At 72.5% G+C, this 23,018-nt stretch carries 23 protein-coding genes; 12 read left to right on the top strand and 11 right to left on the bottom strand.

The annotated features are described in order from the left end of the window. Both OP18_RS62635 and OP18_RS29060 read left to right on the top strand, forming a co-directional pair. Positions 1-110, top strand: a 110-nt coding sequence (locus OP18_RS62635; RefSeq protein ID WP_162189852.1) for an RICIN domain-containing protein, incomplete at its 5' end; no start/stop codon positions are given. A gap of 78 nt (positions 111-188) precedes the next feature. After that, positions 189-1,109 (top strand): DUF3152 domain-containing protein, encoded by a 921-nt coding sequence (locus OP18_RS29060; protein WP_156089869.1) that lies wholly within the window; start codon positions 189-191, stop codon positions 1,107-1,109. 19 nt (positions 1,110-1,128) lie between these two features. Here OP18_RS29060 and OP18_RS29055 read toward each other — a convergent pair whose 3' ends face one another. Together OP18_RS29055 and OP18_RS29050 are read right to left on the bottom strand one after the other, a co-directional pair. Continuing rightward, positions 1,129-2,124 carry a GNAT family N-acetyltransferase gene (locus OP18_RS29055; RefSeq protein WP_033362250.1) on the bottom strand — a complete coding sequence of 332 codons (996 nt, stop codon included), beginning with the start codon at positions 2,122-2,124 and terminating at the stop codon, positions 1,129-1,131. Between the two features lie 77 nt (positions 2,125-2,201). After that, entirely contained in the window at positions 2,202-3,290 is a 1,089-nt protein-coding gene (locus OP18_RS29050; protein ID WP_156089868.1) for a lytic transglycosylase domain-containing protein, read from the bottom strand. A gap of 54 nt (positions 3,291-3,344) precedes the next feature. Here OP18_RS29050 and OP18_RS55675 point away from each other — a divergent pair, with 54 nt between their 5' ends. Next, positions 3,345-3,557 (top strand): FmdB family zinc ribbon protein, encoded by a 213-nt coding sequence (locus OP18_RS55675; RefSeq protein ID WP_033362249.1) that lies wholly within the window; start codon positions 3,345-3,347, stop codon positions 3,555-3,557. A gap of 259 nt (positions 3,558-3,816) precedes the next feature. Continuing rightward, positions 3,817-6,501 (top strand): ATP-binding protein, encoded by a 2,685-nt coding sequence (locus OP18_RS29040; RefSeq protein WP_052387513.1) that lies wholly within the window; start codon positions 3,817-3,819, stop codon positions 6,499-6,501. 196 nt (positions 6,502-6,697) lie between these two features. Here the strand turns inward: OP18_RS29040 and OP18_RS29035 are convergent, their stop codons facing one another. The 3 genes from OP18_RS29035 to OP18_RS29025 form a co-directional block, all read right to left on the bottom strand. Next, positions 6,698-7,726, bottom strand: a complete 1,029-nt coding sequence (locus OP18_RS29035) for a 2-oxoacid:ferredoxin oxidoreductase subunit beta (RefSeq protein ID WP_033362248.1) — start codon at positions 7,724-7,726, stop codon at positions 6,698-6,700. Further along, positions 7,719-9,566: a 2-oxoacid:acceptor oxidoreductase subunit alpha gene (locus OP18_RS29030; protein WP_033362247.1), complete on the bottom strand. Its 1,848-nt coding sequence runs from the start codon at positions 9,564-9,566 to the stop codon at positions 7,719-7,721. Before OP18_RS29030 ends, OP18_RS29035 begins: the two co-directional genes overlap by 8 nt. A 200-nt stretch (positions 9,567-9,766) precedes the next feature. After that, positions 9,767-11,155: a hypothetical protein gene (locus OP18_RS29025; protein ID WP_156089867.1), complete on the bottom strand. Its 1,389-nt coding sequence runs from the start codon at positions 11,153-11,155 to the stop codon at positions 9,767-9,769. Positions 11,156-11,293: 138 nt separating this feature from the next. Here OP18_RS29025 and OP18_RS29020 point away from each other — a divergent pair, with 138 nt between their 5' ends. Further along, entirely contained in the window at positions 11,294-11,680 is a 387-nt protein-coding gene (locus OP18_RS29020; RefSeq protein ID WP_033362245.1) for an NADH-quinone oxidoreductase subunit A, read from the top strand. A 128-nt stretch (positions 11,681-11,808) separates the two neighbouring features. On the opposite strand, the gene folP is transcribed toward OP18_RS29020, so the two are convergent. Continuing rightward, positions 11,809-12,672 carry a dihydropteroate synthase gene (folP, locus tag OP18_RS29015; protein WP_033362244.1) on the bottom strand — a complete coding sequence of 288 codons (864 nt, stop codon included), beginning with the start codon at positions 12,670-12,672 and terminating at the stop codon, positions 11,809-11,811. A gap of 73 nt (positions 12,673-12,745) precedes the next feature. Here folP and OP18_RS55670 point away from each other — a divergent pair, with 73 nt between their 5' ends. The 5 genes from OP18_RS55670 to OP18_RS28990 all read left to right on the top strand — a co-directional run bounded on the left by OP18_RS55670 (position 12,746) and on the right by OP18_RS28990 (position 15,554). Then, positions 12,746-13,294, top strand: a complete 549-nt coding sequence (locus OP18_RS55670; RefSeq protein ID WP_081971221.1) for a DivIVA domain-containing protein — start codon at positions 12,746-12,748, stop codon at positions 13,292-13,294. Further along, positions 13,291-13,779 (top strand): SRPBCC family protein, encoded by a 489-nt coding sequence (locus OP18_RS29005; RefSeq protein ID WP_033362243.1) that lies wholly within the window; start codon positions 13,291-13,293, stop codon positions 13,777-13,779. Before OP18_RS55670 ends, OP18_RS29005 begins: the two co-directional genes overlap by 4 nt. A gap of 21 nt (positions 13,780-13,800) precedes the next feature. Then, positions 13,801-14,379, top strand: coding sequence for a DNA-3-methyladenine glycosylase I (locus OP18_RS29000; RefSeq protein WP_033362242.1), 579 nt, complete (start codon positions 13,801-13,803; stop codon positions 14,377-14,379). Between the two features lie 43 nt (positions 14,380-14,422). Next, on the top strand, positions 14,423-14,986 hold the full coding sequence (locus OP18_RS28995) for a GrpB family protein (protein ID WP_033362241.1): 564 nt from the start codon (positions 14,423-14,425) through the stop codon (positions 14,984-14,986). Between the two features lie 73 nt (positions 14,987-15,059). Continuing rightward, positions 15,060-15,554, top strand: a complete 495-nt coding sequence (locus tag OP18_RS28990) for a hypothetical protein (protein WP_033362240.1) — start codon at positions 15,060-15,062, stop codon at positions 15,552-15,554. Positions 15,555-15,561: 7 nt separating this feature from the next. Here OP18_RS28990 and OP18_RS28985 read toward each other — a convergent pair whose 3' ends face one another. The 4 genes from OP18_RS28985 to OP18_RS28970 all read right to left on the bottom strand — a co-directional run bounded on the left by OP18_RS28985 (position 15,562) and on the right by OP18_RS28970 (position 19,720). Further along, a complete protein-coding gene (locus OP18_RS28985; RefSeq protein WP_033362239.1) occupies positions 15,562-16,788 on the bottom strand; it encodes a DUF1501 domain-containing protein in 1,227 nt (408 codons plus the stop codon). A gap of 9 nt (positions 16,789-16,797) precedes the next feature. After that, the gene (locus tag OP18_RS28980) at positions 16,798-18,054 is read right to left on the bottom strand and encodes a DUF1800 domain-containing protein (protein ID WP_033362238.1); all 1,257 of its coding nucleotides are present in this window, start codon (positions 18,052-18,054) and stop codon (positions 16,798-16,800) included. 81 nt (positions 18,055-18,135) lie between these two features. Further along, positions 18,136-18,921, bottom strand: coding sequence for an enoyl-CoA hydratase-related protein (locus OP18_RS28975; RefSeq protein ID WP_033362237.1), 786 nt, complete (start codon positions 18,919-18,921; stop codon positions 18,136-18,138). Positions 18,922-18,934: 13 nt separating this feature from the next. Continuing rightward, a complete protein-coding gene (locus OP18_RS28970; protein WP_033362236.1) occupies positions 18,935-19,720 on the bottom strand; it encodes a PaaX family transcriptional regulator in 786 nt (261 codons plus the stop codon). A gap of 232 nt (positions 19,721-19,952) precedes the next feature. On the opposite strand from OP18_RS28970, the gene OP18_RS55665 reads away from it, so the two are divergent. Both OP18_RS55665 and OP18_RS28965 read left to right on the top strand, forming a co-directional pair. Then, the gene (locus tag OP18_RS55665) at positions 19,953-20,120 is read left to right on the top strand and encodes a DUF3117 domain-containing protein (RefSeq protein ID WP_081971220.1); all 168 of its coding nucleotides are present in this window, start codon (positions 19,953-19,955) and stop codon (positions 20,118-20,120) included. Positions 20,121-20,347: 227 nt separating this feature from the next. After that, positions 20,348-21,736, top strand: coding sequence for a leucyl aminopeptidase family protein (locus OP18_RS28965; RefSeq protein WP_389250117.1), 1,389 nt, complete (start codon positions 20,348-20,350; stop codon positions 21,734-21,736). A 30-nt stretch (positions 21,737-21,766) separates the two neighbouring features. Here OP18_RS28965 and OP18_RS28960 read toward each other — a convergent pair whose 3' ends face one another. Then, positions 21,767-22,909: an Mrp/NBP35 family ATP-binding protein gene (locus tag OP18_RS28960; protein WP_033362274.1), complete on the bottom strand. Its 1,143-nt coding sequence runs from the start codon at positions 22,907-22,909 to the stop codon at positions 21,767-21,769. Positions 22,910-23,018 lie beyond the last annotated feature (109 nt).

Here is a 23,018-nt window from a genome sequence, read left to right as displayed (position 1 = left end):
CGGGCAAGTGCCTGGACGTGTCGGGCAACAACTCCGCGGACAGCACGATCGTGCACCTGTGGACGTGCATCAGCCCGGTGCCGGCCAACCAGAAGTGGATCCTGCCGTAACTGCATCCACCACTGTGGACGGGGCTCCGGGCGTGCCCGGGGCCCCGTCGCCGTGCCACGGCCGGTTAGGCTGCCCAGGTGCTGGGGACACGGGTGCGGTTGACGCTGGCGTCGGTGATGGTGCTCGGACTGGCCGCGTGCGGCGGCCACCCGGACCCGGCGGGGGTGGCCGCGGGCCCGCCGAGCTCCGAGGCGCCGGTCACCTCGTCGCCACCGGCGCCGGTCACGTCGCCGCCGGCCTCACCGTCGGCGTCGCCGAAGCCGTCGGCCAGCAAGAAACCGGCGCCGAAGCCGTCGTCGACGTTGAAGAAGCAGGTCGCGGCCGGCGGTGACACCGGCGGCGCGAAACCGCCCGCGCCGGGCGGCGACGGCGTGCCGGCCACCGGGGCGGGCACGTTCACCGTCGCGGGCGGCGGCACCGGGATCGTCGGCACGGGCGCGACCCTCGTCAAGTACCGGGTCGAGGTCGAGAACGGCATCCAGTGGGGCAGCAACCCGGTGTGGACCACCGACAAGACCGCCGCCGAGGTCGAGCGGGCCCTCGGCGCGCAGCTGGGCTGGACGATGTCGGCGGAGCACCCGGTGACGTACGCGCCCAACAAGCTCACCGACGCCAGCTGGTCGTTCCAGCGGGTCAGCGGCGAGGACTACAGCGTCCGGCTGCGGCTGGCCACCCCCGGCACCGTCGACAAGCTGTGCGCGTCCGTCGGGGTGAGCACGCAGGGCATCTACTCGTGCCGGTACGGCCAGACCATCCTGCTCAACCTGCGCCGCTGGCTGAAGGGCATCGACGGGGCGCCGGGCGTGGACTTCCACGCCAACACCGTCAACCACGAGATGGGGCACTTCCTCGGCTTCGACCACATGAAGTGCCCGGGCTCGGGGCAGCCGGCCCCGATCATGCAGACGCAGACGATCGCGCTCAACGGGTGCACGATCAACTCGTTCCCGTTCACCACCGAAGGGACCTTCGTCCAAGGTCCCTGGGCACCCAGCTGAGCCGTTTGCTCAGCGTGGCCTATTTCAGGCGGCGCAGCAGGTCGACCACGTCGGCGTCGTACTCGCGCCACTCCCGGTCCGGCTTGAAGCCGAGCTCGGCGTTGACCTTCAGCAGCGGCTCGTTCTCCGTCGCGTTCCACGTCTGCACGTCCAGCAGGTGCGGCTCCGCGGCCCGCAGCTCGAACAGCATCCGCGCCTTGATCGCCCGGCTGATGCCGTACCCGCGGTGCGCCGGCACCTCGATCGTGTCGTACTGGTCGGCGCGGGTCGGCCGCTGCGCGGGCACCACGACCTCGGTGAGCCCGGCGATCGTGTCCGACGCCTCGTGCACCGCCAGCACGATGTACGGCTTCAACCCCCGCGCGTGCAGCGTCGCCAGGCTCGCCCGCAGCCGCTCCGCGTCGTAGGAGCTGGGCCGCAGCTCCAGGTCCGCCGCGACGGCCGCCCGGGCCGCCTCCTTCGCCGCCGCGTAGGCCGCGTAGTGCTGCTCCGGCGGGCCACCCGGGTGGTACTCGACCCGGTAGCCGGCGCCGATCCCGGCGGCCATCTCACCGAGCCGCAGCCAGTCGACGCCACCCAGGTCGAGCAGGTTGCGCTGCTCGATGAACGCGCACTCGAACCCGAACGACTCGAAGAACTTGATGCTCGGCGTGCCGCCGATCACCTCGACCCCGACGGACTCGAAGCCCTCCTCGGCGGCGCGGCGGGCCACGGCGGCCAGCAGCGCCGTGCCGACGTGCCCGCGGCGCGCCGCGGGCCGCACCGACAGCTCCAGCACGCCGATCTCCTCCAGCGCGAGCAGGCTCGCGTGGCCGAGCACCTCGCCGGACTCGTCGACGGCCAGCCACGACGTGCGCCGCTCACCGGGCATCGTCACGGCCAGATATTCACGGAACTTGACGTCGCGCCATGGCGGGTCCTCGGGCACGTCGAACGCCACGATCTCGTTCAGCGCCCGCAGCACCGCCTCGATCTCGGCCGCGGACGCGGTCCCTGGGTCCCACTCGCGCACCATCACGGAGTCAAGCTTGCCTACCTTTGTGGCTCAGCGGAAGTACCGCGCCGCAGAGCGTGGCCTTCAACCGCCCGGATCTACCCCGTCCGGTCGCGCCGGCCGTAGTCGTTCGTGGCGTTGAACACCGCCGTGCGGTACTCCTCCGGGATGTTGTACGCGTGGATCGCGGCGTTCCAGCCCTCCAGCGTGGACAGGTCACGGCCGTTCGCGCACAGGTAGGCGGCGGCGGTCAGCGACGCGTCGTCGATGTCGTTGACGTCGGTGACCCCGTCGGCGTCGGCGTCGACCCCGAACTGCTTCCACGTGCCCGGCAGGAACTGCATCGGCCCGACCGCGCGGTCCCAGGTCTTGTCCGTGTCGATGGCGCCGCCGTCGGTGTCGCGGACCGACTGCCGGTTGCTCTGCCCGTCCAGCGGCGGCCCGACGATCGGCGGCACCGACTTGCCGTCCTCCTGCACCAGCGAGCCGTTGGTGCGGCCGTGGTCGGACTCGATCTTCGCGATGCCGGCGAGGGTGGTCCAGGTCAGCTTGCACCCGGGGGTGGTACGGGCGGTGATCAGCTCCGCGTAGCCGTACGCCTGCATCGACACCGGCGGGATGTTGAGCTTCACGGCGCGCGGGCCGGCCCACGCGGCCAGCACGTCCGACGGGCGCTCCCTGGTGCCGGCCGGCGGGCTGAACGACGCCGTCGGCGGCAGCGGCGCGGGCGCGGCACCCGTCTCGATGCCGCCCGGGGTCGCCGACGGCGGCGGCGGGACCGAGCCGCCGGCAGCCGGCTTCGCGACCGCCGGGACCAGGTAGCGGCCGGCGGCGAAGGCGGCGCCGAGCAGCAGCGCGAGCACCGCACCGGCCGCGACGGTCCGGCCGGCGGGCCGGCGCAGCCACACCAGCAGCCCTTCCAGCCGGCCGCTCATCGGGCTCGGGCGGCTCTGCAGGATGTCACCGGCTCCCCCCGGCGGGGTGAGGCCGCCGGGCTCCTTGGCCGCGTGCTTCGGCACGTGCCGCTGCGCCGGGACGTTCTCGTCCTGGTTCGGGGTGGTTTTACCGTGTCTCGGCGACGGCTCGGGCGCGCCCGCGGGCGCCGGTGGGCGGATCGCGGTCACCGAGAGTGTGTCCACTGTGGTGGGTCGCTGCTCGTCGGACTCGGGACCGTGCTTCGTTGCCACAGGTCGAGTATTCCGAATTCCCGCGCGCGTGTCACCGTCGCCTAACCTGAGGGAATGCCTCGTTACGAGTACCGGTGCCGGGCCTGCGGCGACACGTTCGAAGTCCAGCGGCCGATGAGTGAAGCCAACGCGAACGCCGCCTGTCCGGCGGGCCACGACGACACGGTGAAACTGCTGTCGACCGTCGCGGTCGGCGGCGGCAACGCGGGAGGCGCCCAACCGCGTCCTTCCGGAGGTGGCTGCTGCGGCGGCGCATGCGGTTGTTGATGCATTGTTACGGGCCGGTTTCGTAATAGTCGCCGGACGGCTTTGATGTTGTGGCCGCGCGTGCCACAACTCGCTGGGTCATGTGGTCGTTACGTCACGCGAAACCCACTCAAGCTTCATCCCCGTATGCTTGCTGACCTGCATGGAGCAGCCTCTCATCGACCTTGAGGGTTGCCGTTGGGGACCGTTTCTACGATGCGCGTGACCCCCGGGGTGGGGAAATATGGGTCACGCCTGAAAAGGGAGGCGGAGGTTTCACGTGTCGGCGCGGACGCATCTGCCCAGTGGGCTGGTGACATTCCTGTTCACCGACATCGAGGGCTCGACTCGACTGGCCCAGATGCTCGGCACGGGGTATCGGCCGGTGCTCCAGGAGCACCGGCAGGTGATCCGCCGCGCACTGACAAAAGCGGAGGGTGTCGAGCTGTTCACGGAGGGTGACTCGCTCTTCGTGGCGTTCGCCGACGCCGCCGCCGCGCTCGCCGCCTGCATCGAAGCGCAGCGCGAGCTCGCCGCCCACGCCTGGCCCGTCACCGCCGACGGCGCGGAGGCCCGGCCCAAGGTCCGCATGGGCCTGCACACCGGGTTCGCCGAACCGTACGGCGGGGAGTACACCTCACCCGAGGTCCACCGCGCCGCCCGCGTCGCCGCCGCCGCCCACGGCGGGCAGGTCCTCTGCTCCGCCGCCACCGCCGCCCGCGTCGGCGCACTCGCCGGCGACGCGTTCCTGCTCGACCTCGGCCTGCACCGGCTGCGCGGCTTCGACGGCTGCGAACGCATCTTCCAGCTGGTCGCACCCGGCCTCGAACGGCAGTTCCCGCGGCCACGCACCATCGACGCCCCCGCACACAACCTGCCGGTGCAGACCACCCGGTTCATCGGCCGCGCCAGCGAACGCGCCGCCGTGCGCGACCTCGTCAGCGCCCACCGCATCGTCACCGTCGTCGGCGCCGGCGGCGCCGGCAAGACCCGCCTGGCCGTCGAGGCCGCCGGCGAGCTCGTCGAACAGTTCCGCGACGGGGTCTGGTTCGCCGACCTCAGCGCCGTGGCCACCAGCGACCTCGTCGACGTCGCCGTCGCCGCCGCCGTCGGGCTGCGCCCCGAACCCGGCCGGCCCGTCATCCAGACCCTCGTCGACCACGCCCGCGACCGGCGGATGCTCATCCTGCTCGACACCTCCGACGCGCAGCTGCCGGCCGCCCGGCGGCTCGTGGGCCGGCTGCTGTCCGCCGGCCCCGCCATCACCGTCCTCGCCACCAGCCGCGAGCCGCTCGGCCTGCCCGGCGAGGTCGTGTGGCGGATCCCGCCGCTGTCGGTCGAGGCGGCCAGCGGCGGCGGGTTCAGCGACGCCGTCGCCCTCCTCGTCGACCGGGCCTCCGCCGCCCGCGGCGGGCGCCCCGTCGAACCCGGCGACATCGCCCAGCTCACCCGCGTCGCCGAGGCCCTCGAAGGGCTGCCCCTCGCGCTGGAGCTGGCGGCCGCGCGGCTGCGGCTGCTGTCCGCCGCCCAGCTCGCCAACCGCATCGACGACGTCCTCGGCACCCTCGACGCGGGCCACGGCCGCCCCGCCGACCCCGACGTCCCCGGCGACCGGCACCGCACCATGCAGGCGGCGGTCGACTGGTCGTACCGGACCCTCGACGGGCGCGCCGCCCGGCTGCTGCGCCGACTGTCGGTCTTCGCCAGCCCCGTCGACCTGCCCGCCATCGAATGGCTGCACGACGGCGACCCCCTCGACCCCCTCGCCACCCTCGTCGACAAGTCGCTGCTGCAGGCCGAGGCCGGCACCGCCAACGCCACCTACCGCATGCTCGACCCCATCCGCGCCTACGCCGCCCGGCTCCTCGTCGAGGCCGGCGAGGAGGAATCAGCCCGGGAACGGCACGTCGCCTGGTGCCTGCAGGCCGCGCACGACGCGTACCTCGACGCCGACGGCCGGCCCGTCACCCTGTCCCTCTACACCCTCGACCCGCTCGCCGACGAGCTGCGGGCCGCCCTGCACTGGACCGTGACCCGCGGCAGCGCCCGCCAGGGCCTCGCCGTCGCCGGCGCCCTCGACCAGTGGTGGCGCGAGCGCGGCCTCGTCCGCGAGGGCCGCATGTGGCTGTTCCGCCTGTACGAACGGATCAGCGCCACCGGCGAGCCCGTCCCCGACGCCGAGCTGGCCGCCGCCTACCACATGCACTCCCTGCACGCGGGCGCCGACGGCGAGACGGTCGAGGAGCTGCGCTTCTCCCAGCGCGCCGAGGCCGCCGCCCGCCGCGCCGGCGACCCCGGCCTCCTCGCCCGCGTCCTCGCCGGCCGCGGCGCGCCGCTGCTGGACATGGGCCGCTTCGACGAGGCCGAACGCACCTGCCGCGACGTCATCGCCCTCGCCGAGGAGCAGGGCGTCGCCGGCGAGACCCTCTTCGCCGTCTACGCCCTCGCCCAGCTGCTGTGGCGCCGCGGCGCACTCGACGAGGCCGCCGACCTCCTCGCCTCGGCCCGCACCCTGGAGAACACCCGCCCGATGGAGCGCGGCCGCCGCACCGTCGACATGCTCCTCGGCCTGATCGCCCTGTCCCGCGGCGACCTGGTCGCCGCCCACGACCACCTGATCGTCGCGCTGCGCTCCCGCATGAGCCACGGCTTCCACCTGCGCGTCTGCGAAACCCTCATGGCGATCGCGGTCCGCTGCGCCCTCGCTGGCGAGACCGGCACCGCCGCCCGGCTGTTCGGCGCCGCGGAGGCCGCCCGGGTACGGCTGCGCTGCTCCGCCGGCGGCTTCGGCTCGTACTGGACCGAACAACAGGCCGCGCTGCGCACCTCGATGGGCGACGCCGACTTCGACGAGGCCTACGCCGCGGGCGGCGCGCTGAGCCTGGAGGAGTCGGTCGCCCTCGCGCTCACGATCGAGCACCCCGACCTGGTCGCTGGCTCGATCCGCTTCTCCGCGGTCGAGTAGTCACACGGTAGCCGACCGGAGCAAGTTGATCTCCGACGTCGGCACCGAACGTAGTACGCCCTGGTCGGAGTGGGCCCAGATGGAGTGACAGGGCTTTGAGGGGTTGCCCCGCCGCACTGTCACCCCACCTCAGGGAGGGCTCACCGACGTGTCGGTGCGCTACTTCTTCAGACGCTCCCGGCCCGTCCCGGGTTGCCTACAGGATCGTCCAGGTGTCGCCGCTGTTGAGCAGGGCGCCGAGCTCCTCCTCCGGGGTGCCCTTCACCTTGGCCTTCGCCGTGGTCAGCTGCTCGCGGACCAGGTCGTCATAGGCGGGACGCTCGACGGAGCGGAACACGCCGATCGGCGTGTTGCGCAGGTCGGGGCCGGGCAGCCGGGACAGCGCGAACGCGTACGCCGGCTCGGCCACGGACTGGTCGTGCACGACGATCTCGCCGGGCTGGACGGATGCGGTCGGCACGACGGACAGGCCGAAGCCGCCCGGCGGGTGCGTCACCGCCCACTCGCCGTCCTTGCCGAAGGTGATCGGCTGGCCGTGTTCGAGCCGGATGGTGAAGTCGTCCCTGGTGGACGGCTCCTTCAGGGCGTCGAACGCGCCGTCGTTGAAGATGTTGCAGTTCTGGTAGATCTCCACGAACGCCGACCCGCGGTGTTCGGCGGCGGCGCGCAGCACCGACTGCAGGTGCTTGCGGTCGGAGTCGATGGTCCGCGCGACGAAGCTCGCCTCGGCGCCGAGGGCGAGGGAGATCGGGTTGAACGGCGAGTCCGCCGAGCCCGCCGGCGTCGACTTGGTGATCTTGCCGATCTCCGACGTCGGGGAGTACTGGCCCTTCGTCAGGCCGTAGATCTTGTTGTTGAACAGCAGGATCTTCAGGTTGACGTTGCGGCGCAGGGCGTGGATCAGGTGGTTGCCGCCGATGGACAGCGCGTCACCGTCGCCGGTCACCACCCACACCGACAGGTCGGGGCGGGACACCGACAGGCCGCTCGCGATCGCCGGCGCGCGGCCGTGGATCGAGTGCATGCCGTAGGTGTTCATGTAGTACGGGAAGCGCGACGAGCAGCCGATGCCGGAGACGAACACGATCCGCTCACGCGGGATGCCGAGCTCCGGCATGAACGACTGGACCGCCGCCAGGATCGCGTAGTCCCCGCAGCCGGGGCACCAGCGCACCTCCTGGTCGGACTTGAAGTCCTTCGTCGTCAGCTTGAGCGCCTCAGGCATTCTTGACCACTTCCTCCAGCACCGACTCCAGTTCCGCGGCGGTGAACGGCAGGCCGCGGACCTGGTTGTAGGCGATCGCGTCGATCAGGAACTTCGAGCGGATGACGCCGGCCAGCTGGCCGAGGTTCATCTCCGGGATGACGACCTTGTCGTAGGCGGCGAGGACCGCGCCGAGGTTCTTCGGCATCGGCGACAGGTGCCGCAGGTGCGCCTGCGCGATCGGCAGGCCCCGCTGGCGCAGGGCACGCGCGGCGGCGCCGATCGGGCCGTACGTGGAGCCCCAGCCGAGCACCAGGACGCGGGCGGTGCCGTCGGGGTCCTCGACCTCGACGTCGGGCACCTCGATGCCCTCGATGCGGGCCGCGCGGGTGCGGACCATGAAGTCGTGGTTGGCCGGGTCGTAGGAGATGTCGCCGGTCTTGTCGGCCTTCTCCAGGCCACCGATGCGGTGCTCGAGGCCGGGTGTGCCGGGCACCGCCCACGGCCGCGCCAGGGTCACCGGGTCGCGCAGGTACGGCAGGAACGTCGTGCCGTCCTCGCTGTTGGGCTCGGTGGCGAACTCGGTGCGCAGGTCGGGCAGGTCCGCGACGTCGGGCAGCCGCCACGGCTCGGAGCCGTTGGCGATGTACCCGTCGGAGAGCAGGATGACCGGCGTGCGGTAGGTCAGCGCGATCCGGGCGGCCTCGATCGCGGCGTCGAAGCAGTCGGCGGGGGAGCGCGGCGCGATGACCGCGACGGGGGCCTCGCCGTGCCGGCCGAACAGGGCCATGTTCAGGTCGGCCTGCTCGGTCTTGGTCGGCAGGCCCGTGGACGGTCCGGCCCGCTGCACGTCGATGATGAGCAGCGGCAGCTCGAGCGCGACGGCGAGGGAGATCGTCTCACCCTTCAGCGCGACACCCGGCCCCGACGTGGTCGTCACGCCCAGGGCGCCGCCGTAGGACGCGCCGAGGGCCACGCCGATCGCGGCGATCTCGTCCTCGGCCTGCACGGTCGTCACGCCGAACTTCTTGTGCTTGCTCAGCTCGTGCAGGATGTCGGAGGCGGGGGTGATCGGGTACGCACCCAGGAAGACGGGCAGCTGTGCCCGTACACCGGCGGCGACGACACCCAGGGCGAGCGCGGCGTTGCCGGTGATGTTGCGGTAGTTGCCGGCGGCCATCTTCGCCGGCTTCACCTCGTAGCGCACCGCGAAGTTCTCGGTGGTCTCGCCGAAGTTCCACCCGGCCTTGAACGCGGCGACGTTGGCCGCGACCAGCTCGGGCCGGGCGGCGAACTTGCGCTCCAGGAAGCGCAGCGTCGAGGAGTGCGGGCGCGAGTACATCCACGACAGCAGGCCGAGCGCGAACATGTTCTTGGCGCGCTCGGCGTCCTTCTTCGACACGCCGTGCGACTCGAGGGCCTTGACCGTCATCGAGGTCAGCCCGACGGGCGCGACGTTCCAGCCGTCGAGCGAGCCGTCCTCGAGCGGGTTGGTCGCGTAGCCGACCTTGGCCAGGTTGCGCTTGGTGAACTCGTCGGTGTTGACGATGATCGAGGCGCCCTTGGGCAGGTCGGCGAGGTTGGCCTTGAGGGCCGCGGGGTTCATCGCCACCAGGACGTTGGGCGCGTCACCCGGTGTCAGGATGTCGAAGTCGGCGAAGTGCACCTGGAAGCTCGACACGCCCGGCAGGGTGCCTGCGGGGGCGCGGATCTCCGCGGGGAAGTTGGGCAAGGTCGAGATGTCGTTGCCGAGCTGTGCGGTTTCCGAGGTGAACCGGTCACCGGTGAGCTGCATGCCGTCGCCGGAGTCGCCAGCGAACCTGATGACCACTCGATCCAGCTGGCGGACCTGCTTGGTCACGTGAGCTGACCTCCTGTTGAAGCTGGCGGAAACTCCGGATCCGCTGGTGCGACCACGTCGTCGAGCCGGCCCGATCCTTGCTGACAATCAGAGGGTACGTCGAAGGTCCCCTTCTGCCGCCGCCGCAGTTGTCCATGTGGGTCGGATCCCGGATTGTCGCGGCTGCCGGGCAACCGCGCAAACCCGTACGTATCCTGCGTTTACTCCTCGGTGCCGCGGAATCCGGAGCCCGCGACGGGGCCGTCCGGCAGCCGGGGCAGGGTCAGCGACCTGGGAATCGGCGATCGCTGGGGCAGCGCGGGTAGATTTTCGTCACTCCTGCGCGGCTCCGGGATGCCCACCGGGGCCTCGGCGGCCGCGGCCACCGGCATCTCGGACCCGTCGCGCAGCCGGCGGCGCAGCGAGAACACCACCAGGAAGCCTACCAGCGCGACGAGGCCGATGATGCCGCCGACGAGCGGTCCGCTGGACAGCGGATCGCTGGTCAGGCCGCTGGTGGGGCGGCGTTTCGCGACCTCGGTGCCGGCCGCGACCGCCACCGCCGAGGGCGACGCGGGCGCCTCGGTGGGCAGCGGTGTCTCGCCCGCCACCGGCGGCCCGCTGATCTTGTAGTCGGCGCGGGTCTCGACCGCGTCCCGGCCGATCGGCGCCAGGTACCCGTGGACCGCGCCGGCGAGCGGCAGCTCGGCCCGCGCGGACGCGCTGATCGACAGCCCGAAGCTCGCCGACACGTCCCGGCCTGCGGCGACGTCACCGAGCTCACACCGGTCCCGTTCCGCCGTCAGCCGCTTCCTGACCTTGCACACGCTCGGGAACGACACGACGTCCACCCCTGGCGGGGTGACCACCTCGACCGCCCCGGCGGCCTTCGCCGAGCCGGTGTTGCGCAGTCTGACCTGCAGCGTCGCGGTCTGCGCCTGCGGTGTGGCCAGCGCGGGGAGGTTCAGCGGGTCGGCGCTGAGCTCGATGCCGGGCACCGGCGGCTTGGTGCTGAACGTGATTGAGAAATTCCGCACTTTCGGCGGGAAGTTCTCCATGACCGCGGTCGCGTTGCCGGCTCCGGACAGGCGCCACGCGTCCGGGGCGACGTCGACGGTGACCACGACGTGGCCGATCTTGCCCGGCGCCAGGGGGCAGCTGAAGCTCAGCGTGCCGTTGCTGGTCGTGCAGCCGTCGGTGCCGTAGCCGCCGGTCGCGCGGGTGCCGCTGGGGAACGTGGAGAACCCGGTGATGGTCTCGGCGACGTCGCCGAGGTTCTGTACGGAGATCACCAGCTTGCCGGAGCCGTCGCCCTGCCAGTACCCGTCGCCGAGCACGACGTCGCTGACCGACAGCGCGAACTTGCGGACCTTCGGCGGCGGTGGCGGCGCCTCGGTCGTCGGCGGCGGTGGGGGCTGGGTCGTCGGCTCCTCCGTCGGCGGCGGTGGCGGCGCCGTGGTGACGGGAGGGTCGGTCGGCTCTGTCGTCGACTGTTCCGGGTCAGGCTCGGCGTACGCCGCGGGGGACAGCGTGAACAGCAGCGAGCAGACCGTGCTCAACGCGACGAAGGCAGCACGAAGCCGGGCGCGGCGGCGCGCGGGTGCTTCCATGGGGGTGTCCTCGTATCTCGGCGGCGATCCGCTTGCTCAGGGGTACTTGCTTGCAGTAGGGCAAGGAAGCCCATTATCTAGACAACTTCTGGTTTTCGGCATGTCGGAGATCGTGTTTATGCGGGTACGGTGCGTGTTGTGAGTGGCTATCTGGGTGGTTATGCGACGCTCGGCCTCCTGCTTCTGGTCGGCGCCGGTGTTTTCGTCGCGGCCTTTACGGCTGCTCGGCTGCTCGGACCCCGCCGATCGGCTGACAGCGGGGCGACGGCCGCGAAGTTCGACACGTACGAGTGCGGCCTCGACCCCGTCGGTGGCGACTGGGCGCAGGCGCAGATCCGCTACTACGTGTACGCCTTCCTGTACGCACTGTTCGCGGTCGAGAGCGTGTTCCTCTTCCCCTGGGCAGTGATCTTCGACCGCCCCGAGTTCGGCACGGCCGCCGTGGTCGAGATGGCGATCTTCGTCGCGGTGCTCGGTCTCGGCATCCTGTACGCCTGGCGCAAGCGCATCCTGCGCTGGACCTGACGCTAGCCCCGGCGGCCGGATCCCGCAGCGGTCACGCCGTCACCCCCCGCTGCGCTGGCCGCTCACCCCCGCTGCGCTGGCCGCTCACCCCCGCTGCGCTGGCCGCTCACCCTCGCTGCGCTGGCCGCTCACGCCAGCCCGCGGCGGGCCACGGCCGGCTGGCGGTCGCCGCGGATCGCCGCGACCGTGTCCAGGACGCGGCGGGTCGCCCGTACCTGATGCGCCCGGAACACCCGCGCGCCCAGCCACGCCGACACGGCCGTCGCGGCCAGGGTCCCCTCCAGGCGCTCGCCGACCGGCACGTCCAGGGTCTCGCCGATGAAGTCCTTGTTCGACAGCGCCACCAGCACCGGCCAGCCCGTCGCCGTCATCTCCCCGAGCCGGTTCGTGATCGCCAGCGAGTGCCGGGTATTTTTCCCGAAATCGTGCGCGGGATCGATGAGGATGCCGTCCCTGCGTACCCCCAGCGACACCGCCCGCTCCGCCAGGCCCGTCACGGTGCGTACCACATCCTCGACGGGGTCGGCGAAGGCCGCCCGGTGCGGACGGGTCCGCGGCGTCAACCCGCCCGCGTGCGAGCACACCAGCCCGGCGCCCGTCTGCGCGGCGACCACCGCCAGTCCCGGGTCCGCGCCCGCCCACGTGTCGTTGATCAGGTCCGCGCCGGCCGCGATGACCTCCCGGGCCACCTCCGCCCGCCACGTGTCGATGGAGATGACCACGTCAGGGAAGCGTTCCCGCACCTTGACGACCGTCGGCAGCGTCCGGCGCAGCTCCTCCGCGGCGTCCACGGTGCTGCCCGGGCCGGCCTTCACCCCGCCGATGTCGATGATGTCGGCGCCCTCGGCGACCGCCGCCTCGACCGCCCGCAGCGCCGCGTCCTCGGCGAACGTCGCGCCCTTGTCGAAGAACGAGTCGGGGGTCCGGTTCACGATCGCCATCACCGCATAGTCACCGTCGGTGAACTCCCGGCCGCCCAGCCGAAACATCATGGACCCTCCGTCTTTCCTTCAGATGGGTGTGCCGGGGTCGCCCCCGCCCAGTCAGCGTGCCACGATTCCCCCTATGGCTGAGTTCCTCCTGGTGTTGATCGCCGCCGTGGTCGTCGGGGCCATCGGGTTCGGCGTGTCCTTGTTGATCACCGGCGACGACCCGGGGATCGAAGGTCACGAGCCCGACGGGCGCGCGGTGCCGCTGCCCTCGTCCCGGCCGCTGGTCGAGGGCGACGTCGGGCACGTGCGCTTCGACACCGCCCTGCGCGGCTACCGCATGGCGCAGGTCGACGCGGCGCTGCGCCGCGCCGGCTACGACATCGGTTACAAGGAGGAGCTGATCCAGGTCCTCGAGGCCGAGATCAAGGCGCTGCGCGACGGGCGCACCGAGGACGCCGACGCGCTGCGCGACGCCCGCCAGGCCGCCGTCACCGGCGCCGGCGGCACCAACGTCGTGCTGGAGAAGCCGGCCGCCGACTCCGCACCCGCCGCGGACGTCATCTCCGACACCGACACCGACACGGACACCGACACCGAAGCTCCTGGTGAGCACGGCAAGTCGAACAGCTGGGGCCTGCCCAGCGACGAGACCTGGGGCAGCCCGTCCCCGGTGGTGAAGTGACCGATCCGTCGTTCGACGACGCGGCGGCGCAACCCGGCACCGGCGAGGTGACCGCGACGGTGATCGTCCGGGCACCCGCCGAACGGGTCTTCGCCGCCCTCGTCGACTGGCCCCGGCAGAGCGACTGGATCCCGTTCACCACGGTCCGGGTGCTGTCCGGCGACGGCGGCGAAGGCAGCTCCATCGAGGCGGTCACCCGGGTCGGGCCCGCCGCCGTGCACGACCTCATGCGCGTGGTGAAGGTCGACCCGCCGTACGAGATCCGCGTCGTGCACCACGGCAAGGTGCTGCGCGGTCCCGGGGTGCTGCGCTGCACGCCCCTGGGCGCCGGCCGCACCCAGGTCGTCTGGCACGAATGGTTCCACCTGCCGGCCGGGGTCGCCGGCAAGGCCGCCTGGCCCGTCCTCTGGCCCGGCTCCAAGGTCAGCCTCACCGGAGCCCTGCGACGCTTCGCCCGGCTCGTCGAGGCGGGGAAACTGTCGTAGGGCTGCAGTACATTCCGTGTCGTGGTTGATGTGGTCATCGGTGACGACGGGCTGGCCAGGTGCGCGTGGGGTGCCTCCACGCCGGACTACGCGGTCTATCACGACACGGAGTGGGGCCGGCCGGTCCGCGACGACAACGGGCTCTTCGAGCGGCTCACCCTGGAGGCGTTCCAGTCGGGCCTGTCGTGGATCACGATCCTGCGCAAGCGGCCCGCGTTCCGCGCCGCGTTCGCCGGCTTCGACATCGCCACGGTCGCCGAGTTCGGTGAGGCCGACGTCGAGCGGCTCCTCGCCGACACCGGCATCGTGCGTAACCGGGCGAAGATCGAGGCCGCGATCGCCAACGCCCGCGCCGCCGCCGACCTGCCGGGTGGCGTCGCGAAGTTGCTGTGGTCGTTCGCGCCGGAGCCCAGGGCGGCCCGACCGGCCAGCTTCGCCGGCGTCCCGGCCGTCACCGAGGAGTCCAAAGCCCTGGCCAAGGCCCTGAAGCGGCACGGTTTCCGGTTCGTCGGCCCGACGACCGCCTATGCGCTGATGCAGGCCACCGGCATGGTCGACGACCACCTCGCCTCTTGTTTTGTGCAGCTCGAGCGGCCATGATCCGGACTGACGATGACCCGGTGAGTGACGGGAGTGTGGACCGATGACCGCCGAGTTCGCCGCCGACTACGGTGGCCCGCTCGACCTGGTCGACTATGACGAGGGCTGGCCGGCGAAGTTCGCCTACTACCGCGACGAGCTCGCCGACGCGCTCGGCCCGGTGGCGTTGCGCATCGAGCACATCGGCTCCACGGCCGTGCCCGGCCTCGCCGCGAAGAACGTCATCGACATCCTCGTCGTCGTCGCCGACGAACACGACCGCGACGGCTACCGCGCCGGCATCGAGTCGACCGGCATGGCCCTCGCCCACCGCGACGCCGCCGCGTCCTGGTCGTTCTACCGGCCGGCCGCCCCGCCCCGCACCCGCCACGTCCACGTCACCTCACGCGGCTCCTCCCACGAGCGGGTCCAGCTGCTCTTCGTCGACTTCCTGCGCAACCACGACCTCGCCGCCGACGCGTATGCCCAGGTGAAGCGCCGCCTCGCCATCCGTTTCGCCGACGACCGCGAGCGCTACACCCGCGCGAAGACCGACTTCATCTTCGACATGCTCGACCGTGCCGAGCAGTGGGCCAACCAGACCGGCTGGACCGTCGAGGACCGCTGACCACCGGGACGACACGTTCCGGCCGCCGCACGTCGCAGCGGGGACCGGACCGGGCGGATGGTGGAATGGGGGCATGGCGAAGTGGGCGGTGGTCGTTGCCGAGGAGCGGTATTCGCAGGAGCGGCTCTACGCCGAGCGGTTCGTGTCCGGTGTGCGGCTGCCCGCGGGTGACGAGGCGCTGCTGGTCGCGGCGCTCGACGAGCCCGTGGTCTTCGGGGTCGCGCGGGCCGACGGGGAAGGGCGGCTGCGGTACACGGTGAACCTGATCGACGCGCCGCTGCCGTTCCCGGGGAAAGCCCTCGAACCCGGGACGCACCCGGTCGACGAGGCCGCGTTCAGTGCGGTGCCCCGGGCCGAAGCGGCGCCGGCGAAGCGGACCTGGCTGGTGAGCGTCGACCTGCCGATCGAGGCGTCGTCGCCGGCCGAGGCGGTGCGGGAGTTCTGGGCGTACGTGCGTGACCTCGGCCCGGCCGAGCTGCCCGCGTTCGTGTGGCCGGTCGGTGACGAGCTGGCCATGCAGGCGTTCGTGCTCGGCGCCGAGGCCAACCAGGACCCCGAGGAGGAGTGACCGGCCGTCACCGCAGCAGCCCGGACAGGGTCTTGTCGTAGCCGAGGATCCGCTGCGGGTCGGCGTCCAGCACGTCCCTGAGCAGGGTCGCGTAGACGGACCGGAAGTCGGTGGTGAACTTCAGGTCGCCGTTGTCGAGGTCGGACAGGCTGGGCTGCTCGCCGTACAGGCCGCCGGTGACGGGGCTGCCGAGCAGGAACATGTTCGACGCGGTGCCGTGGTCGGTGCCGTCGGAGCCGTTCGCGGCGACCCGCCGGCCGAACTCGGAGTAGACGGCGACGACGACCTTGCGGCCCGCCTCGGTCTTCGCCATCCGCTCGGCGAAGCCGGTCAGCGCCTCGTCGAGCCGCCGCAGCAGCTGCTCCTGGGAGTCGCGTTCGTCGGCGTGCAGGTCGAAACCGCCCAGGGACACCGAGAACACCCTGGTGGCGACGTTCGCCTCGACGCAGCGGGCGACCAGGTCCAGCTGCGCCCGCAGGTCGGAGCGGCCGCCGGTGCCGGTGCCGCCGCCGCCTTCGGTGTCGTCGTCGCCGTCGCTGTCCACACCGTCGACGAGGGCGTCGACGCTGACCAGGTCGGCGAACGCGCGGGCGGCCCTGGCCTGCAGCGGCGGCTCGCCGGCCGCGGCGGCACCGAACCCCTTGAGCGTCTCGGTCCGCACCCCGTTGGGCAGGGCCAGGCCGGTCACCGGGACCGCCGCGCCCGCGCTCGTCGCGCCGGCCAGCAGCGGCGGCAGGACCGCCTCGAAGGAGATCGCGTGCCGCGGGTCGCCGCCGTACGTGTCGAGCCAGCGGCCCAGCCATCCGGTGTTGCCGGGCCGGTCCGGTTGCGCGGTCTGCCAGATGTCCATCGACCGGAAGTGGCTGTGGTCGGGTTTCGGGTAGCCGACGCCGCGCACGACGGCGAGCTTCTTCGCGTCGTACATGCGCTTGAAGCCGGTCAGGGCCGGGTTCAGGCCGAGCGTGTCGTCGAGCCGCAGCACCTCCTCGGCGTCGTAGGCGAGCTCGTTGCGGGCGTCGCGGTAGCCGCGTTCGGCGAACGGGATGACGTTGGCGAGGCCGTCGTTGCCGCCGTACAGGGTGACCAGGACGAGCGTCTTCGCGTCGCCGGGCCGGTCGTCCCAGGTGGCGGTGGCGAGCACGTCACGCAGCGTCCACGCGCCGCCCGCGGCGAGGGCGGCGCCGCCGGCGACGCCGCTGGCGATCAGGAACCTGCGCCGGGTCACGGTGTCCATGTGCGCCTCCTACTGGATCGCGTATTCGGGGCTCGCCAGGCCGAGGGCCAGCAGCTTGCGGGGGTCGCCGGCGGCCGGGGTGAGCGTGGCGCGGGTCCGGTCGGTGAACGCGTCGACGACGAGCAGCCGGGCGAGCGCGTCGACCCGCTGCGCCTGCGGCACCGCGGCGAGCCGGTCCAGGACCGGCTGCGGGGCCCGGCCCGCCAGCAGCTGGGCGAGCTTCAGCCGCGCCTGCGTCGCCGACGTGGTCAACCACGCCGCGCCCGCCGGCCAGCCACCGACGCTCGGCGGCCGCAGCGGCACCTGGCCCAGCTGGTTGAGCCCGCTCTGCAGCTGCCGTTGCTGCTGTTCGGGCAGCTCACCGGGGCGCAGCCCGAGCTGGCGCAGCGCCCCGACCAGCCACTCCACGGGTTGTTTCACCAGCTCGGCGTGGCCGTCGGCGAGCAGCAGCACCCGCAGCACCGCGGCCGTGGTCGGCTGGCCGCTCGCCGCGTCGAGGGTGGCCTGCGGGATCGGCGCGTCGCTGCAGTACCGCAGCCACAACCGTCGGGCGATGAACTGCGGGCACGCCGGCTGCTCCAGCAGCAGCGCCGCGAAGCCGTCGGCGTCGAACGCGGCGGTGCGGCCCAGGATCGTCTTCGTGCCGGGGTCGTGCCGTTTCGGGTTGAGGCTGGCGGTGCCGGTCTTCTGGTCGACGACCCAGCCGGTCAGGGCCCGGGCGCCGGCGCGGACGTCCTGTTCGGTGTAGTGGCCCACGCCGAGGGTGAACAGCTCCATCAGCTCGCGGGCGAGGTTCTCGTTCGGTGCCTTGACGGTGTTCTTCTGCCCGTCCAGCCAGATGATCAGCGCCGGGTCGCGCAGCATCGCGCGGACCATCGTGCCGAAGTCGCCGAGCGCGGTGCGGGCGAGGGTCTGCTGGTGGCCGAGCATCAGCGGGCCGGACTTCACCTTGTCGGCGGAGGTCGCCCAGTGCCCGTGCCAGAAGAACGTCAGCTTCTCGTGCAGCTGGTGCTCCGCCTGCACCATCCGGTCCAGCCACCACAGGCCGACGGTGCGGATCTGCGCGGCCCGGTCCGCCTTCGCGTTGACCACCGGTGGCAGTTTCGGCACTGGTGTACGGGCGGCGCCCGCGTCCGCGGTGGGCGGGTCGAGCAGGGCCTCGACGGTCGCGGTGAGGCCGGCCCGCTCCGCCGCGTCGACCTCGTCGGCGGTCGGTCCGAAGGTCGCGCGGCGCAGCAGGTGTGCGAGTGCTTTCCGGTCGGCCATGCGGTCACAGTAGGACCGGCATGTTCGAGGCAGGTAAAGCCGCGTTCAGGGCTCTGTCGCGGTGGCCCTCAGCGGCCTGTCTCAGCGGCCTTCGAACACCGGCCGTTCCTTCTTCACGAAGGCCGCCGTCGATGCCCGGTGGTCGCTGCTCTGCCCGCAGACCGCCTGCGCGTCGGCCTCCACGGCCAGGGCGTCGCTGAGCGGGCCGGCCGCGGCGGCCGACAGCTGGCGCTTGATCTGCGCGTACGCGACGGTCGGTCCGGCGGCCAGCCGCGCCGCCAGCTCCAGGGCCGCCGGCAGCACCTGCTCGTCGTCGTCGACCAGCCGCGACAGCATCCCCAGCCGGTCGGCGGTGGCCGCGTCGACGGGCTCGGCGAGCATGAGCAGCTCCGCCGCCTTCGCCGGCCCGACGAGCCGCGGCAGCGTCCACGACACGCCGGTGTCGCCGGCCAGGCCCACGTTCGCGAACGCCATCAGGAACTTCGTGCCGGGGCCGCCGACGCGGAAGTCCGCCAGCAGCGCCAATGACGCGCCCGCGCCGGCGGCCATGCCCCGCACCGCCGCGACCACCGGCTTCGGCATGCCCGTGACCAGCTCCGCGATCGGGTTGTAGTGCTCCCGCACGGTCGACAGCGGCGCCGGGTCACCGCTGTCGAGCATGGCGACGTGCTCGCGGAGGTCCTGCCCGACGCAGAACGCCCGGCCCGCCCCGGCCAGCACGACGGCCCGGACCGCCGGGTCGCCGGCGAGGTCGCGCAGCGTGTCGCGCAGGGCGACCTTGGTCGCGGTGTCCAGCGCGTTGAGGGCGTCGGGGCGGTTGAGGGTCACGACGGCGACCGCGGCGTTGCGCTCGACCTGCAGGCTCATGCGAATCCCTTTCTCAGCTGTGCAGACACTGGTCAACGTAACGGTCGGCGGCGGGGCGCAGCCGACCGGCGTGCCGGTCGAAGAACGCCGCGGCGGCCGTGCCGGGCCAGCGCTGCGGCAGCAGCTCCGGCGGCAGCTGCGGGTCGCGGAACAGGAACGCCCGCCAGGCGTGCACGAGCGTGAACCTGGCCGCGTACGCCTGTTCGTCGTCGGTGCCCGGCCCGATCCCGGCCACGACCGGGGTGAGCCGGGCGACGAAGTCCTCGTACGCGGCGCCGATCTCGTCCAGGTCCCAGGCCCTGGTCACCAGCGATCCGCCGCCGGCGACGTGGCTGGCGCTGAACCGGTCGAAGCGGACCCCGGCCTCGGCCAGCAGCGCGTCGACGCCCTCGCCGGGGCGCGGGGCGATCCAGGTGGAGGGATCGATCGCCCCGTACCCGAGAAATCCCAGGTTGGCGACGAGTTTCGCCCGCGCGCCTCGGTGCTGCGGCGGGTCCAACGTGATGAGATCGAACCGTCCGTCCCAGGCGGTGTCGCCCTTCGGCGTGCGGTAGATGCGGGCACCGGCCGCGTCGAGCCGCCGTGCCGCCTTCGGGGTGATGCCGTAGCCCGGGCCGGTCGGCAACCGTAAAGGGTGCAGCCAACCCTGCCGTACCATCCGCGACACCGCGGTCCGGACGGCCGGCGCGGCGATGCCGAGGGGGGCGAGCAGGCGCACGAGGGCCGCGACGGCGGCCCGTCCACCGCGGGGACGGAGATGGTCGCCATAGAGATCAAAGAGGGCGGACCGGGCCTGCATGGCCGCTTATTGTGACAGTTGACCGGCATCCACCGCCAGGAGTTGTCACATGGTTCGCGTCCCAGTTTGGGTCTTGGGGCCATCATCAGGGAAAATCATCTGTTGGCGCGTTCATCACGAGTCGGACGGCCGGGAGGCAGGTCCCGGTCGACGCTGGTGAGAGGCCGCGCGGGCATGCGGGGACGGCTGTGCCACCTGGTGTCTGGGACATCAGGGAGCGAAGGGAGACAACATGGCGGCCATGAAGCCGCGGACAGGCGACGGTCCGCTGGAGGTCACCAAGGAGGGGCGGGGCATCGTCATGCGGGTCCCGCTGGAAGGCGGTGGGCGGCTCGTCGTCGAGATGACCAAGGATGAGGCCAACGAGCTCAGCGAGGCGCTGAAGACCGCCACCGGCTGAGGTCTTCTCGTTCATCCGGCACGACCCCGCGCAACCGAGTGGCCCTGAGGCGGTCGCTCCCCGAGGCATGCGCGGAAACTTCGAGTGGAGGCACGCTCTTGCTGGACATACGGTTCGCCACGGCCCGCAACGCCTCCGGCGCGGTCGCCGTCGTCGTGCCGGCCGGCGGGGACACCACGATTGACGACCCCTCGCCGGAGGAGCTCACGGACGCGCGCGTCGCGGCCGTGCGCCTGACGCTGGCGAGGCTGAAGCTCGGCCCGGCCGACCTGGACGACGTCACGGCGTTCCTCGCCGACGTCGAGCACTCCGGGTCGGCCGGCACCCTGCACAAGCTGCCCCGCGCCGGGCGCCGCCCCGACCTCCTGCTCTTCGTCGGGGTCGGCGCCGGCGACGAGGCCGGCTGGCGCGCCGCGGGCGCGAAACTCGCACGGTCCGCCAGCGGCGAGCCGACCCTCACGGTCCTGCTGCCCGACGACGTCACCCCGGCCGCCGTGCGCGGGCTGGGCGAGGGGCTCTGGCTCGCGTCGTACCGGTTCCGGCTCGGCGCCGACGAGCCCCCCGAGCTGCGCCGGGTCGTGCTCGCGCCACCACCGTCCGGGACCGCCTCCACCGACCTGGCCGCCGGGCTCGCCGTCGCCAAGGTCACCGCCGAGTCGACGGTCCTGGCCCGGGACCTCACCAACATGCCCAGCGACGAGAAGACCCCCGCCTGGTTCGCGAAACGGGTCGAGAAGGCCGCGGCGGGTGTCCCGGGGGTCACCGTCACCGTCCGCGACCCGAAGATCCTGGCCGAGCAGGGGTTCAACGCGATCCTCGCCGTCGGTGGCGGCTCCACCCGCGGCCCCCGCCTCGTCGAGCTGTCCTGGCGGCCCCGCGGCGCCCAACGGCACGTCGTGCTCGTCGGCAAGGGCATCACCTTCGACACCGGCGGCATCTGCGTCAAACCACTGTCCGGCATGAAACTCATGCGCAAGGACATGGCCGGCGCCGCCGCCGTCGTCGCCACGACCCTCGCCGCGGCGTCGCTGCGCCTGCCGCTGCGGATCACCGCCCTCGCGCCCCTCGCGGAGAACGCGCTCGGCGCCGACTCGTTCCGCCCCGGTGACGTGGTCCGCCACTACGGCGGCATCACCAGCGAGATCCACAACACCGACGCCGAGGGCCGCCTGGTCCTCGGCGACGCCATGGCCTACGCCGTGCGGCGGCTGCGCCCCGACGCGATCATCGACCTCGCCACCCTCACCGGCGCGCAGGGCGTCGCCCTCGGCAAACGGACCGCGGCCCTGTACAGCCACAACGACACCCTCGCCGGGCAGCTCGCCGACGCCGCCGCGACCGCCGGCGAGTCCGTGTGGCGGATGCCGCTGCACGACGACTACGTCGAGGCCCTCGACAGCGACGTCGCCGACATCGTCAACTCCACCGACGTCGGCGCCGGGTCCCTGATGGCGGCGCTCTACCTGCGCGAGTTCACCGGCGGCCTGCGCCAGCAGTGGGCGCACGTGGACATGTCGTCGTCGGCGTGGGCGGACTCCGCCGACGGTGAGCTCGCCAAGGGTGCGACCGGCTGGGGGGTGCGCACCCTGCTGCGCTGGCTGGAAACCACGAGCTGAGCGGCGCCGCCGCCGCTGTGCTGCCCGGGCTCAGCGGCCGGCGGGCTTCAGGCCGAGGGGCTTGCCGGCGAGGCTCTCCCGGCGGACCGCGAGCCGGTCCGCGACCCCGATGAGGGCCGCCGCGGCGGGCGCCTCCCGGTCCGACAGCACCAGCGGCACACCGGCGTCGCCGCCCTCACGCAGGCGCGTGTCGAGCGGGATCTGCCCCAGCAGCGGCACGGGCGCCCCCACGAGCCGGCTCAGCGACTCCGCGACCTGGGTGCCGCCGCCGCTGCCGAAGACCTCCATGCGCTGACCGTCGGGCAGCTCCAGCCAGGACATGTTCTCCACGACACCGACGATGCGCTGGTGCGTCTGCAACGCGATCGACCCGGCCCGCTCCGCCACCTCGGCGGCCGCGGCCTGCGGCGTCGTCACGACCAGGATCTCCGCCGACGGCAGCAGCTGCGCCAGGGAGATCGCCACGTCACCGGTGCCCGGCGGCAGGTCCAGCAGCAGCACGTCCAGGTCGCCCCAGTACACGTCGGCGAGGAACTGCTGCAACGCCCGGTGCAGCATCGGCCCCCGCCACACCACGGCCGTGTTGCCCGGGGTGAACATCCCGATCGAGATGACCTTCACACCATGCGCCGACGGCGGCATGATCATCGACTCGACCTGGGTGGGCCGGCCCTCGGCGCCGAGCATCCGGGGCACCGAGTGGCCGTAGATGTCGGCGTCGACGACCCCGACCCGCAGCCCCTTCGCGGCGAGCGCCGCCGCCAGGTTCACCGTCACGCTGGACTTGCCCACGCCGCCCTTGCCGCTGGCGACCGCATACACCCTGGTCCGCGAGCCAGGCTGGGCGAACGGGATGACCGGCTCCTGCACGTCACCCCGCAGGCTGCTCTGCAGCTCCTTGCGCTGCTCGGCGGTCATCACCCCGAAGTCGATCTCGACCCCGGTGACCCCGTCGACGGCGCCGACGGCGGCCGTGATGTCGGTGCGCAGCTTGTCCTTCAACGGGCAACCGGCGACCGTGAGCAGCAGACCGATCACGGCGACCCCGTCGGGGCGCAGCACGACGTCCCGGACCATGCCGAGCTCGGTGATCGGACGGCGGATCTCGGGGTCGTCGACGGTCGACAGTGCGGCGGCGATCGCGGCTTCGACGGTGGTGGCCGGGGCTGACATGTCCGCCATGGTACGTCGGCACCCCCGCCTGTTCAGGTGACCGGCCGTCCGCGGTAACGCATCACACGAACGGTGCCGCCCTTGTCCCACGTCCCCGGCAATGGGATCA

This window comes from Dactylosporangium aurantiacum (assembly GCF_000716715.1).
Lineage (GTDB): Bacteria > Actinomycetota > Actinomycetes > Mycobacteriales > Micromonosporaceae > Dactylosporangium > Dactylosporangium aurantiacum.
Note: the sequence above shows the minus strand (reverse complement) of the source record. Positions and strands in the feature narration are given on the sequence as shown.